Annotated in this window: 11 protein-coding genes; 2 read left to right on the top strand and 9 right to left on the bottom strand. The window is 68.0% G+C overall.

Annotated features, from left to right (window positions below; genetic code table 11):
* Positions 1-7: 7 nt before the first annotated feature.
* Positions 8-1111, top strand: coding sequence for a glycoside hydrolase family 53 protein (locus D1610_RS10850; protein WP_118864197.1), 1104 nt, complete (start codon positions 8-10; stop codon positions 1109-1111).
* Positions 1112-1121: 10 nt separating this feature from the next.
* On the opposite strand, the gene D1610_RS10845 is transcribed toward D1610_RS10850, so the two are convergent.
* The 5 genes from D1610_RS10845 to D1610_RS10825 are packed head-to-tail and all read right to left on the bottom strand — an operon-like array spanning position 1122 to position 7866.
* A complete protein-coding gene (locus tag D1610_RS10845; protein WP_245942161.1) occupies positions 1122-4532 on the bottom strand; it encodes an error-prone DNA polymerase in 3411 nt (1136 codons plus the stop codon).
* On the bottom strand, positions 4529-6046 hold the full coding sequence (locus D1610_RS17260) for a Y-family DNA polymerase (protein ID WP_245942176.1): 1518 nt from the start codon (positions 6044-6046) through the stop codon (positions 4529-4531). The genes D1610_RS10845 and D1610_RS17260 overlap by 4 nt, the downstream gene beginning before the upstream one ends.
* Positions 5973-6776, bottom strand: a complete 804-nt coding sequence (locus D1610_RS17395) for an ImuA family protein (RefSeq protein WP_182466787.1) — start codon at positions 6774-6776, stop codon at positions 5973-5975. The genes D1610_RS17260 and D1610_RS17395 overlap by 74 nt, the downstream gene beginning before the upstream one ends.
* Before the next feature lie 54 nt (positions 6777-6830).
* Positions 6831-7172: a tRNA-binding protein gene (locus D1610_RS10830; RefSeq protein ID WP_118864193.1), complete on the bottom strand. Its 342-nt coding sequence runs from the start codon at positions 7170-7172 to the stop codon at positions 6831-6833.
* A gap of 43 nt (positions 7173-7215) precedes the next feature.
* On the bottom strand, positions 7216-7866 hold the full coding sequence (locus D1610_RS10825; RefSeq protein WP_118864192.1) for a protein-L-isoaspartate(D-aspartate) O-methyltransferase: 651 nt from the start codon (positions 7864-7866) through the stop codon (positions 7216-7218).
* 102 nt (positions 7867-7968) lie between these two features.
* Between D1610_RS10825 and D1610_RS10820 the strand changes: the two genes are divergently transcribed.
* Complete coding sequence (locus D1610_RS10820; protein WP_118864259.1) at positions 7969-8271, top strand: plasmid stabilization protein; 303 nt, start codon at positions 7969-7971, stop codon at positions 8269-8271.
* Between the two features lie 3 nt (positions 8272-8274).
* Here D1610_RS10820 and glmS read toward each other — a convergent pair whose 3' ends face one another.
* From glmS to glmU, 4 genes are read right to left on the bottom strand one after another with little or no spacing between them, the layout of a single operon-like run.
* Positions 8275-10098, bottom strand: a complete 1824-nt coding sequence (gene glmS, locus D1610_RS10815) for a glutamine--fructose-6-phosphate transaminase (isomerizing) (protein WP_118864191.1) — start codon at positions 10096-10098, stop codon at positions 8275-8277.
* 8 nt (positions 10099-10106) lie between these two features.
* Positions 10107-10532, bottom strand: a complete 426-nt coding sequence (locus tag D1610_RS10810) for a DUF5615 family PIN-like protein (RefSeq protein WP_118864190.1) — start codon at positions 10530-10532, stop codon at positions 10107-10109.
* On the bottom strand, positions 10532-10759 hold the full coding sequence (locus tag D1610_RS10805; protein ID WP_118864189.1) for a DUF433 domain-containing protein: 228 nt from the start codon (positions 10757-10759) through the stop codon (positions 10532-10534). Before D1610_RS10805 ends, D1610_RS10810 begins: the two co-directional genes overlap by 1 nt.
* Positions 10760-10805: 46 nt before the next feature.
* Complete coding sequence (gene glmU / locus D1610_RS10800; RefSeq protein ID WP_118864188.1) at positions 10806-12179, bottom strand: bifunctional UDP-N-acetylglucosamine diphosphorylase/glucosamine-1-phosphate N-acetyltransferase GlmU; 1374 nt, start codon at positions 12177-12179, stop codon at positions 10806-10808.
* Between the last annotated feature and the right edge of the window lie 2 nt (positions 12180-12181).

The raw sequence follows: 12181 nt of genomic DNA, 5'->3' as shown, positions 1-12181 counted from the left end.
GTGGGCTATGCTTCTGGCGGCGTCGCTCGCGTCGTGCGCGACGGCGCAGGAGCCGGCGGCGCTCAGCACCGGGAACGGCCTCTATCTCGGCGCCGACCTGTCCTACGTCAACGAGATGGAGGATTGCGGCGCGGTCTATCGCGCGGGCGGCGAACAGGTCGATCCGTTCGACTATATGGCGAAACGCGGCGGCAACCTGGTGCGCGTGCGGCTGTGGAACGATGCCGACTGGACGCCGTACAGCGACTTCGACGATGTCGCGAAGACGCTCAAGCGCGCAAAGGCGGCGGGACATGCGACCCTGCTCGACTTCCATTATTCGGACGACTGGGCCGACGGCGACAAGCAGATCGTCCCCAAGGCCTGGGCCGGGCTTTCGACCGAGGCGCAGGCCAAGGCGCTGCACGACTTCACCTACGACACGCTGGTCAGGCTCCATGCCGAGGGGCTGATGCCCGATTGGGTGCAGGTCGGCAACGAGACCAATGGCGAGCTGATGGCCGGGAAGACCAGGGCAATCGACTGGCGGCGCAACGCCGCCCTGTTCAACGCCGGCATCCGCGCGGTGCGCGCGGCGGGCAAGGCGACCGGCACCAGCCCTAAGGTGATGCTGCACATCGCCCAGCCCGAGAACGTCATGCCCTGGTTCGATGCGGCGACGGTGGCCGGGGTGCTCGATTACGATCTGATCGGCATCAGCTATTACAGCAAATGGTCGAAATGGTCGCTCGCCCAACTGGGCGCGACGATCAGGGCGGCGAAGGCGCGCTACAAGGCCGATGTCGTGCTGGTCGAAACCGCCTACCCCTTCTCGCGGGAGGGCGAGGACGGCTCGCCCGACCTGTTGGGGCCGGACACGCTGATCAAGGGCTATCCGGCGACGCCCAAGGGGCAGCTCGCCTATATGACCGACCTGACCGAGCTCGTCGTCGGCAACGGCGGGATCGGCGTGGTCTATTGGGAGCCGGCCTGGGTTTCGACCGGGTGCAAGACGCGCTGGGGCACGGGCTCCAACTGGGAGAACGCCGCCTGGTTCGACCTCAAGGACACCGAGGCGCTGCCGGTGTTCGAATTCCTTGGGCGGAGCTACAGGAGCGCGCCGCCGCAATAGCCCGCCCTCTTCAATGGAAGTCGCGCGACTTGGGCAGGATGCGCACGTTCCGCGGGTGGCGCGCGCGCGGATCGGGCCGCATGCCGATATCGGCGCGGGCGCGATCGATGTCCGGCGCGTCGGTGTCCGACAGGCGGTCGAGCAGTTCGTTGCGGTTGATGATCCGCGAGGCCATGACATGGACGACGCCCTCGGGGCTCTTCTGCACCTCGCCCTCGACCAGCATCAGCCGCGACGCCATCACCTGCCGGCGATTGCGCTCGAAGGTGCGCGCCCACATGATGATGTTGGTGATGCCGGTCTCGTCCTCCAGCGTGACGAAGATGGCGTTGCCCTTGCCGGGGCGCTGACGGACCAGGACGATGCCGGCGACGCTGATCTTCGCGCCCGGCTTGGCGTTCGACACGTCGGCGCAGCTCGCCACGCCTTCCCCCGCCAGCACCGGGCGCAGGAAGCGCATCGGATGGTCCTTCAGCGACAGGCGGGTCATCTGGTAATCGATCACGACATGCTCGGCCTCGCCCATCGCGGGGAGCGCCATGTCGACCTCCGCGCCCAGCTCGCGGGCGGCGGCGGCGGCGAACAGCGGCAGTTCGTTGTTCGGCGTGCGGCGCACCTCCCACAGGGCGGCGCGGCGGTCGCTGCCGATCGAGCCGAACGCGTCCGAATCGGCCAGCAGGCGCAGCGCACGCTGGGGCAGGCCGGCGCGGCGGGCCAGCGTCTCCACATCGGCGAAGGCGCCGTTCGCGCGCGCCTTGGCGATTTCGAGAGCCCAGTCCTCGCGGAAGCCCGTGATCTGGCGGAAGCCCAGCCGGAGCGCGAGCGCGCCGTCCTCGCGGCGCTCCAGGCTGTTGTCCCATGTGCTGGCGTTCACATCGATCGGCCGCACCTCGATATGTTTGCGCGCATCGCCAACGATCTGCGCGGGGGCGTAGAAGCCCATCGGCTGCGAATTGAGCAGCGCGCAGGCGAACACCGCCGGCTGGTGGCATTTGATCCATGACGAAACATAGACCAGCCGCGCGAAGGAAAGCGCATGGCTTTCCGGAAATCCATAGCTCCCAAACCCCTCAATCTGCTTGAAGCAGCGTTCGGCGAAGTCGCGTTCGTACCCGCGCCTGACCATGCCTTCGACCATCTTTGTGCGGAAATTCTGGATGGTGCCGACATTGCGGAAGGTCGCCATCGCGCGGCGCAGCTGATTGGCTTCGGAAGGTGTGAAGGCGGCGGCGACGATGGCGAGCTTCATCGCCTGTTCCTGGAACAGCGGCACGCCATAGGTCTTGCCGAGCAATCCGCGCAGCTCGTCGGGATTGTTGGGCGGCGCGGGTGACGGGTATTCGACCTTTTCGACCTTGCTGCGCCGCCTGAGATAGGGATGGACCATGTCGCCTTCGATCGGCCCCGGGCGGACGATCGCCACCTGCACGGTCAGATCATAGAGGTTTTCTGGCTTGAGCCGCGGCAGCATGTTGATCTGCGCCCGGCTTTCGACCTGGAACACGCCGATGCTGTCGCCTTTTTGAAGCATCTCATAAACTTTGGGGTCATCCGCCTTGATATCGAGATCCAGCGCGTGCTCGCCCAGGCCATGCGCGCGCATCAGATCGAAGCTCTTGCGGATGCATGTGAGCATGCCGAGCGCGAGGACATCGACCTTCATCAGCCCCAGCGCGTCGATATCGTCCTTGTCCCATTCGATGAAGCTGCGATCCTTCATCGCCGCGTGGTGGATCGGCACGGTCTCGTCGAGCCGGTCCTGAGTCAGCACGAAGCCGCCGACATGCTGCGACAGATGGCGCGGAAACGGCGCCTCCAGCAGCTGGTCCATGACGAAGCGCAGCCGCGTGATCTCCAGATTGGCGAGATCGAAGCCGGCTTCGGTGAAACGGCGATCCTCCATGTCGCCCGACCAGCTGCCCCAGACGGTGCCGGCGAGGCGCGCCGACACGTCCTCGCTAAGCCCCAGCACCTTGGCGACCTCGCGCACCGCGCTGCGCGACCGGTAATGGATCACCGTCGCGGCGATGCCAGCGCGGTGGCGGCCGTAGCGCTCATAGACATATTGCATCACCTCCTCGCGCCGTTCGTGCTCGAAATCGACGTCAATATCGGGCGGCTCGTTGCGATCGTCGGAGACAAAGCGCGAGAACAGCAGATCATGCTCGAGTGGATCGACCGAGGTGACTCCCAGCAGGAAGCAGATGATCGAATTGGCCGCCGATCCGCGCCCCTGACACAGGATCGGCGGGTCCTGCGCGCGTGCGAACCGGACCAGATCGTACACGGTGAGGAAATAATAGGCGTAGTTACGCTTGCGGATGAGTCTGATCTCCTCCGCGATCAGCTTGCGGACCTTGGGAGGCAGCGGCGCGCCGTAGCGGGCGATCGCCGCCTGTTTGGCGAGATGGAGCAGATAGGGCGTTGGCTTCCAGCCCGGCGGCACGGGCTCGTGGGGGTATTCGTAGCGCAGATCATCGAGCGTGAAGCGGATGCGCGCGAGCAGCCGCCGCGTCTCGCCGATCGCCTCCGGGCAGGCGCGGAACAGCCGCGCCATCTCCACCTCGCCCTTCACATGGCGTTCCGCATTGGCCTCCAGCGCGCGGCCGACCTCTGCGATCGTCCTGCCCAGCCGAATGCAGGTCAGCACGTCGTGCAGCGCGCGCCGCGAGGAATCGGCGTAGAGCACATCGTTGGTCGCGAGCAGCGGCGCGCGCGCAGCGGCGGCGATGCGCTTGAGGCGGACGAGCCGCCGGGCGTCGCTGCCGCGATATGCCATGCTCGCGCCCAGCCACACACGCCCTGGCGCCCTGGCCGACAGCCTTGACAGGGTTTCCTCCAGATCGGCGGGCGGAACCAGCTTCAGGTGCGGCGCCGGGCCGGTTTCGCCGTCTTCGAACTGGTAATCGACCGGCTTGCGATGCGCTTCCTGCTCCACCGCGGTCGAGTCCGGCAGGACGATCAGCGCCAGATCGTCGAGATGGTCGAGCAGATCGTCGAACCTCAGGATGCAGCCGCCCTTGACAGCGCGGAGATTTCCCTTGGTCAGCAGCCGGGTCAGCCTTCCCCAGCCGCGCCGCGTCTCGGGATAGGCGACGATGTCCGGCGTGCCGTCGGCGAACACCAGCCGCGCGCCGACGACAAGGCGCAAGCCGGTGCGACAGCTTGCCAGTTCCTCCGGCGTCAGCTCCAGCGGCTCGCCGCGCTCCTCCTTCGTCTTCAGCAGCGCGGCCTCGGCCTTTTCCGGCGCGTCGCGCAGCGCGACATAGGCGCGGACCACGCCCGCCACGGTATTGCGGTCGGCGATGCCAATCGCGGTCAATCCAAGATGGTTCGCCCGTGCGACCATGTCCGACGGGTGAGAGGCGCCGTGCAGGAAGGAATAGTTGGTCGCCGCGACCAGTTCGGCGAACCCGCTCACGCGAAAAGCCCATGCACATACCAGCGCGGATCGGGGCGCTCGCTTTCGTACAGCCCATGGCGGAACAGCCAGAAGCGGCGTCCGCGCGCATCCTCCACCCGGTAATAATCGCGCGTCAGGCCGTGATTGTCCTTGCGCCGCCACCATTCGGCGGCGATCCGCTCGGGCCCCTCGAACCGGCGCACCTCGTGCAGCGTGCGTCGCCAGCGGAAACGGTGGGGCGGCCCGTCGGGCACCTCGGCCACCACCTCGACCGGCTGCGGTGGATCGAACAGGTGCAAGGGGCGCAGCGGCGGCTCGCCCTGTTCGGGGCGCGGCCAGGCGGCGGGGGCGGCCGCGTCGATCGCGGGCAAGGCGAGCACGCCTTGTTCGGGAATATGCGTGTCCAAGGCCATGAAGCGGCGGATTCGCCCGCGGCCCAGGCGCGTGCTCAGCCGGTCGACCAGTGCGGCCAGGGCTTCCTCATTGGCAGCCCCGCCTTCCAGCCGCAGCTGCGACGGCGCGAGCGGCTCGATGCCAGGCACGGCGAGGCGGATCATGTCGAAACCGAAACCGGGATCGATCGGATCGGCGAGCCCAGCGACGCGTTCCTCGAACAGCCGCATGATCGCGCCTGGATCGCGCGTCGGCAGGCTGGTTTCCACCGCCAGATCGCGCACCGCGCCGTCGCTGCGATAGAAGCGCGCGGCGAAGCGGCGGCCGCCCGCCCGGCGCTCCGCCAATATCCGCGCCGCCTCTTCCGCCAGCTCGCCGATCACGGCGACCCCGAGCGTGGCGCTGACGATCGGATCGGCGAAGCGGCGTTCGAAGAACAAGGCAGGCGGCGGGCGCAAGGGCGTGATGCGGCTGTCAACGCGGCCCAGCAGCCGATCGAGCGCGGACACGGTGCGGTCGCCGAAGCGCGCGGCGAGCGGCGCGGTGGGGCGCGCCGCGAGATCGCCGATCGTCTTCAGCCCCGCGCGGCGCAAGGCGATCTCGGCATCCTCCTCCAGCCGCAGCGCGGCGATCGGCAATCGTCGCAAGGCCGCCGCTTCGTCCGCCGCGGGCATGGTCTGAAAGCGCGCGAGCGCCTGCGCGCCTTCGGGCGTCGCGGCGGCGGCATGGCGGACGCGCAGGCGTAGCCCGACCATCCGCGCCTCGATATCGGCCGTCATCGCCGCCTCGCCGCCGAACAGATGCGCGCAGCCGGTGATATCGAGCGTCACTCCATCGGGCGGATCGATCGCGACCATCGGCGTATAGCGGTCGCAGATATCGGCGATCCGCTCGATCAGCCGGTGGTCGGCGGCGGGATCGTGATCGACCGCGATCAGATCGGGCACGCAGGCGCGCGCATCGGCCAGCGCCATGCCTGGCGAAAGGCCGAGCGCTGTCGCGCGGGGATCGAGCGCTGCGATGCGCATCGCCCCGCGCTGTTTTTCGACGAAGGCGACGGGGGCATCAGCCGGCGTTGCGCCAGGCGGCTGCTCCCGCGCCCAGCGGTCCGCCGGCAGAAAGCGGAACCACAGCGCCATATGGCGCCGCTCGCCCGGCGTGCTGATCCTCGTCCCGGAAACGGCGTTGGTCACGATCCCACTCCAACAGCCAGCGCGCGCCTTCCGGTCCGCCGCGCTGGCGCAACAATTCCACCTCCAGCGCCGCATGGCCGGGGGCGCCTGCCTCCAGCGGCGCCGACGCCGCCGCGCGCACGCCCCAGCGGGTGTGCGCGGCGCTCGGCACCGCCTCGGCGGCGATGCGCAGCACCAGCACGGTGACGCCCGAGGCTTCGGCGGCGACCGCCAGCCGCCGGCTCGCGGTCAGATCCAGCCTGGGCTGCGCGCCCCACAGCTCGATCACCGCCGCGCCCACATCGGGGCAGCGCACCACGTCCAGCCCCGCGCGCAGCACCGCCTGCGCATCGGGCAGCACGCCCAGGATCAGGCGCGCGGGATCGAGCCCGATCTCGCACAGCCCCGGCGCGTGCAGCCGGCCGCCGCGCTGTTCGGCCGAGGCGGTGCGGAGCCAGACGATCGCCCCGCCCAGTTCGCAGCCGAGCATCGCGGCGAAGCCGGCGGCGCTGCCCGCATCGCCTCCATCCGCCGCATAGACCTCGTGCAGGCGGCCCCGCGCGAGACCGCCGCCCAGCACCCTGTCGAGGTCCGCATGATCGAAGCGCGAATGGCGCGTGCGCGCGGATGGGCGGCCTTGCTCTATCCGCGCTAGCTTGCGCCGGAGCTGCGCGACGCGATCAGTCGACTCGAACATATGTTCCTCATATGTTCTCTTATCGAGCCACTATCCGGACGAGTCAAGCGCCCTTCAGAACAGCCGTCCGCCATCGGGAACCGCGCGTTCGGGCGAGAGCAGCACCACCTCCCCCTGAGCGTCGGGAAAGCCCAAGGTCAGCACCTCGGAGCGCATCGGCCCGATCTGGCGCGGCGGAAAGTTGACCACCGCCGCCACCTGCCGCCCGACCAACTCCTCCGCCGCATAATGCCGCGTGATCTGCGCGGAGGATTTCTTCCGGCCGATCTCCGCGCCGAAATCGATGACCAGCTTCAGCGCCGGCTTGCGCGCTTCGGGAAAGGGCTCGGCCGACACGATCGTGCCGACGCGGATATCGACCTTCAGAAAATCGTCGAACGTGATGGCCTCGCTCATATCCCTGCCCTAGCGCCATCACAGGCCGAAGCGCCAGAGCCGTTCATCGCTCCGGCCAGCCATGCGCGCCGATCAGCGGCACGAAGCAGACATCGTCGAGCTTCTCGCGCGCGACGGCCCCGGCGGCGTCACGCGTCACGCGCACCAGCGACTGCACATGGCCGCCGCCGACCGGCATGACGAGGCGGCCGCCCGGCGCGAGCTGCTCGATCAGCGGCTGCGGCACGTCGGGCCCCGCCGCCGAGACGAGGATCGCGTCGAACGGCGCGGCGTCCGGCCATCCCCCGGTTCCGTCGCCCTGATGGATATGGACGTTGGCGTAGCCGAGCCCGGCCATCCGCCCGGCGGCGAGCTCGGCCAGCTCGGCAAGGCGTTCGACCGCATGGACCTCGCGTGCGAGCCTCCCCATCACCGCCGCCGCGTAACCCGAGCCGGCGCCGATCTCAAGCACGCGGTCGTCCCGCCCCACCCGCGCCGCCTCGATCATCGCGGCGACGATATAGGGCTGCGAGATGGTCTGCCCCGCGGCGATGGGAAGCGCGCTGTCGTCGTGCGCGTGCGCCGACCGTTCCTCGCCGACGAAGAGGTCGCGCGGCACCTCGCGCATCGCCGCCAGCAGGCGTTCGTCGCGAATGCCGCGCGCGGCGATCTGCCGATCGACCATCTCGGCGCGCGCTTGTCCGGTGTCGGCCATCGCAAATCTCCACACCGCTCAACGGCCGGCGCGCGCCTTGGCTCCGCGGGAGAGATGTCGGTCATCGCGCGTTGTCTCCTCGCTAGGATGAAGGAGGATGCGATGCCTCGAGGCGACAAGAGCAGCTACACCGACAAGCAGAAGCGCAAGGCCGAGCATATCGAGGAAGGATATGAAAAGCGCGGGGTTTCCAAGAAGGAAGCCGAGAGCCGCGCCTGGGCGACGGTCAACAAGGAATCGGGCGGCGGCAACAAATCCGGGTCGGGCCGCGGCAAGAAGGACACCAATGTTTCGTCGAAGAAAGGCGGCCGCAAGGGCGGCGCGGCGTCGGCCAACCGATCTGCCGCGGATCGCTCGGCCGCCGCCAAGAAGGGTTGGGAGACGCGGCGGAAGAAGGGCGGCTAGCGCCTATTCGACGGTCACGCTCTTCGCCAGGTTGCGCGGCTGATCGACGTCGGTGCCCTTGGCGACGGCGACGTGATAGGCGAGCAGCTGCACCGGCACCGCATAGACCAAAGGCGCGATCAGCGGGTGGACCTTGGGCATCTCGATCGTCGCGATGGTGTTCTCGCCGGCCTGGGCGATGCCGTCCGCGTCGGAGATCAGCACCACCTGCGCGCCGCGCGCCTCAGCCTCGTGCATGTTGCTCACGGTCTTGTCGAACAGCGGGCCCGACGGGGCGATGACGATCAGCGGCACGGCATCGTCGATCAGCGCGATCGGCCCGTGCTTCATCTCGCCCGAGGCATAGCCTTCGGCGTGGATATAGCTGATTTCCTTGAGTTTCAGTGCACCTTCGAGCGCCATCGGATAGTCCGGCCCGCGCCCCAGATAGAGCACGTCGCGCGCCTGGGCGATGCGCGGCGCCATCCCGGCGATATGCTCGTCGCGGGACAGCGCGTCGCTCATCGCCTCGGGCACCTCGGCGAGATGGCGGACGATTTCGCGCTCCTCCTCCGGCGAGAGCTTGCCCTTGGCGCGGGCGAGGTTGGTGGCGAGCGCGGCCATCACCGCGAGCTGACAGGTGAACGCCTTGGTCGAGGCGACGCCGATCTCCGGCCCGGCATGGGTGGGGAGGAGCAGATCGACCTCACGCGCCATGCTGCTGGTCGGCACGTTGATGATGCCCGCGGTAGTGACGCCGCCCACCTTCAGGTGGCGCAGCGCCGCCAGCGTGTCCGCCGTCTCGCCCGATTGCGAGATGACCAGGCCGAGCATGTTGGGGGTCAGGACCGGATCGCGGTAGCGATATTCGCTCGCGACATCGACCTCCACCGGCACGCGCGCGAACTGCTCGATCCAATATTTGCCGATCATCGCGACATAGCTGGACGTGCCGCAGGCGATGATCGCGACGCGCTCGATCGCGGCCAGGTCGAACTCCATGTCGGGCAGCGCGACCTGCGCCTCCAGCGGGCGGAGATAGCTTTGCAGCGTCTGCGCGACGACCACCGGCTGCTCATGGATTTCCTTGAGCATGAAATGGCGGTGGTTGCCCTTGTCGATCAGCTGGCCCGACGCGCCCGACTGGACGATCGGCCGTTCGACGCGGTCATTGGCGCGATCGTAGATCTCGACCGCGGTGCGGGTGATCGCGACCCAGTCTCCCTCTTCGAGATAGGCGATGCGCTGGGTCAAGGGTGCGAGCGCGAGCGCGTCAGACCCCAGATAATTCTCGCCTTCGCCATAACCGACCGTCAGCGGCGCGCCGAGCCGCGCCCCGACCAGCAGATCGGGCTCGGACTTCAGCATCACCGCCAGCGCGAAGGCGCCGTGCAGGCGCGGCAGCACCGTGGCTACGGCCTGGCGCAGGTCGCTCCCCTTCTCCACCTCGCGCGCGACGAGGTGCGCGACGACCTCGGTATCGGTCTGGCTGAGGAATTTCCGGCCATCGGCGATCAATTCGTCGCGCAGCGGCTTGAAATTCTCGATGATGCCGTTGTGGACGATGACGACGTCGCCGGCGATGTGCGGATGCGCATTGTCCTCGGTCGGCGCGCCGTGCGTCGCCCAGCGCGTATGCGCGATGCCCGAAGCGCCGGGCAGCGGCTCTTCCGCGAGCTTCCTCGCCAGGTTGACGAGCTTCCCTTCGGCCCGCCGCCGCTTGATCTCGCCGCCGTCGATGGTGGCGATCCCGGCGGAATCATAACCCCGATATTCGAGCCGCTTCAGGCCGTCGAGCAACCGATCGGCAACGTCACCACTGCCCAGAATTCCCACGATACCGCACATTGCTGAATTCAATCCTCATTGAAGGAAGCAGGAAGTTCACCCGTATGGGCATTGGCGTTACCACTGATTTCCCTGTTGATCGGAAGCAACGTGATCCGCGACCGCGCGGGATCGACCGTAACGAGGGCGCCTTCCGTCAGCGCCTGTCCGGCTTGGTGAAGCGCGGCGACAATCTGCGGTCCGATAGCGGCTGGATCGAGATCATCGGCTCTGACTTGAACGACGCTCGGTCCCATGCCCTGCGTGGCGGCCAATATAGCGCCGAAAAGATCATGGGTGATGATCACATAGCCGTGCGACGTTGCGAAGGTCATCAGCTCCGGATCGGTCGCATCGGGCGCACCGAGCTTTGACCAGTGCGTCGCCTCATAGCCCGCGCCTTCAAGGAAGTCGGCCCATTTAGGCGAAAGATTCATATCGATGAGCAGCCGCATCAACTTGCGAGCTTGATCTCACGTTCCTCGGCGCGCCAGGCGGCATAGCGCAGAGCCTGCAGTACGTCCTCCCGCTCAAGATAGGGGTAGTCGCGCAGCAGCGAATCGATGGTCTGTCCGGCTCCGATCTGCCCCACAATCATGCCGACGGTGGCCCGTGTGCCGCGGATGCAGGCTTTGCCGCCCATTGTGTCCGGACGCAGGGTTATGCGGTCAAACTGTTCCATCGGTCGGCCTTTCGGCGGCATCCTTACGCCGCCTCCTACGGCAACGCTATAGCTGTTTCCCAGCCTTCTTCGCCATCATCGCGTCACGAAAACGCTTCGCCCAACCCGGCTTGGCGCGCTGCTCGGGGCGCACCAGCGCGAGCGCGTCGGCCTCGACATCGGCGGTGACCACCGCGCCCGCCCCCACGATCGCGCCCGCACCGATCGAAACGGGGGCGACCAGCGCCGAATTGGAGCCGATGAAGGCGCCTTCGCCGATCACCGTTCGGTATTTGAAATAGCCGTCGTAATTACAGGTGATGGTGCCCGCGCCGATGTTCGCGCCCGCGCCGATCTCCGCATCGCCCAGATAGGTCAGGTGATTGGCCTTGGCGCCCCTGCCGAGCACCGCCTTCTTCACCTCGACGAAATTACCCACCTTGGATTTCTCGCCCAGCACCGCGCCGGGGCGCAGACGGGCGTAGGGGCCGACCTCGGCGCCCTCCCCGATCACCGCGCCCTCGATATGCGAAAAGGCATGGATCGTGGCGCGGTCGGCGATCTTCACGCCGGGGCCGAACCAGACATTGGGCTCGATCGTCACATCGCGGCCGATCTCGGTGTCGTGAGCGAACCAGACGGTGTCCGGCGCGATCAGCGAGACCCCCGCCGCCATCACCGCCTCCCGCCGCGCCGCCTGCCAGCGGCTTTCGGCATATGCCAGCTCGGCGCGGCTGTTGATGCCGATCACCTCGTCGGCTCGCGTCTCCACCACCACCGCCCGACCCCCGTCCGCCAGCGCAAGCATGACGATATCGGGCAGATAATATTCGCCCGCGGCATTGTCGTTGCCGACCCGATCCAGCAGCGGCCACAGATCGGCGGCGCGGATCGCGGTGACGCCCGAATTGCACAGATCGACCGCGCGCTCGTCCTCGCTCGCATCCTTGAACTCGACCATCTTGCGGATCGAGCCGTCCGCATCGGCGATGATCCGGCCATAGGCCTTCGCGTCGTCCGGCCGGAAGCCGAGCATGACGATGCGCGGCGCGTCTTCGGCCTCCAGCCGCGCGGCCATCGCCGTGATCGTCTCGGCCCGCAGGAACGGGGTGTCGCCGAAGCAGACGATCACGATGCCTTCGAAATCCGCAAGCGCATCGCGCGCCTGCAGCGTCGCGTGCGCCGTTCCCAGCTGCTCGGCCTGAAGCGCCGTCGCGATGCCCAACGGCGCGACCGCCGCGTCGATCTGCCCGCGCCCGGCGCCAACCACGACGACCGATCTTTCCGCGCCCGCCTGGCCGATGCTGTCGATCAGGTGCAGCAGCATGGGCCGCCCGGCGATGGGGTGCAGCACCTTGTGCCTATCGGACTTCATCCGCGTCCCTTGCCCGGCGGCAAGGATGATCGCCGCAAGCGGGCGGGAGGTCGAAGGGGTCGCCATCG

Source organism: Sphingomonas gilva, from assembly GCF_003515075.1.
GTDB lineage: Bacteria > Pseudomonadota > Alphaproteobacteria > Sphingomonadales > Sphingomonadaceae > Sphingomonas > Sphingomonas gilva.
Note: the sequence above shows the minus strand (reverse complement) of the source record. Positions and strands in the feature narration are given on the sequence as shown.

Bases quoted from the DNA above. Each gene is read 5' to 3' on its own strand.
- D1610_RS17395 (WP_182466787.1), bottom strand. From the start codon at position 6,776: ATGTTCGAGTCGACTGATCGCGTCGCGCAGCTCCGGCGCAAGCTAGCG.
- D1610_RS10810 (WP_118864190.1), bottom strand. From the start codon at position 10,532: ATGCGGCTGCTCATCGATATGAATCTTTCGCCTAAATGGGCCGACTTC.
- D1610_RS10825 (WP_118864192.1), bottom strand. From the start codon at position 7,866: ATGGCCGACACCGGACAAGCGCGCGCCGAGATGGTCGATCGGCAGATC.
- D1610_RS10830 (WP_118864193.1), bottom strand. From the start codon at position 7,172: ATGAGCGAGGCCATCACGTTCGACGATTTTCTGAAGGTCGATATCCGC.
- glmS (WP_118864191.1), bottom strand. From the start codon at position 10,098: ATGTGCGGTATCGTGGGAATTCTGGGCAGTGGTGACGTTGCCGATCGG.
- glmU (WP_118864188.1), bottom strand. From the start codon at position 12,179: ATGGCGACCCCTTCGACCTCCCGCCCGCTTGCGGCGATCATCCTTGCC.
- D1610_RS10820 (WP_118864259.1), top strand. From the start codon at position 7,969: ATGCCTCGAGGCGACAAGAGCAGCTACACCGACAAGCAGAAGCGCAAG.
- D1610_RS10850 (WP_118864197.1), top strand. From the start codon at position 8: ATGCTTCTGGCGGCGTCGCTCGCGTCGTGCGCGACGGCGCAGGAGCCG.
- D1610_RS10805 (WP_118864189.1), bottom strand. From the start codon at position 10,759: ATGGAACAGTTTGACCGCATAACCCTGCGTCCGGACACAATGGGCGGC.
- D1610_RS17260 (WP_245942176.1), bottom strand. From the start codon at position 6,046: ATGGCGCTGTGGTTCCGCTTTCTGCCGGCGGACCGCTGGGCGCGGGAG.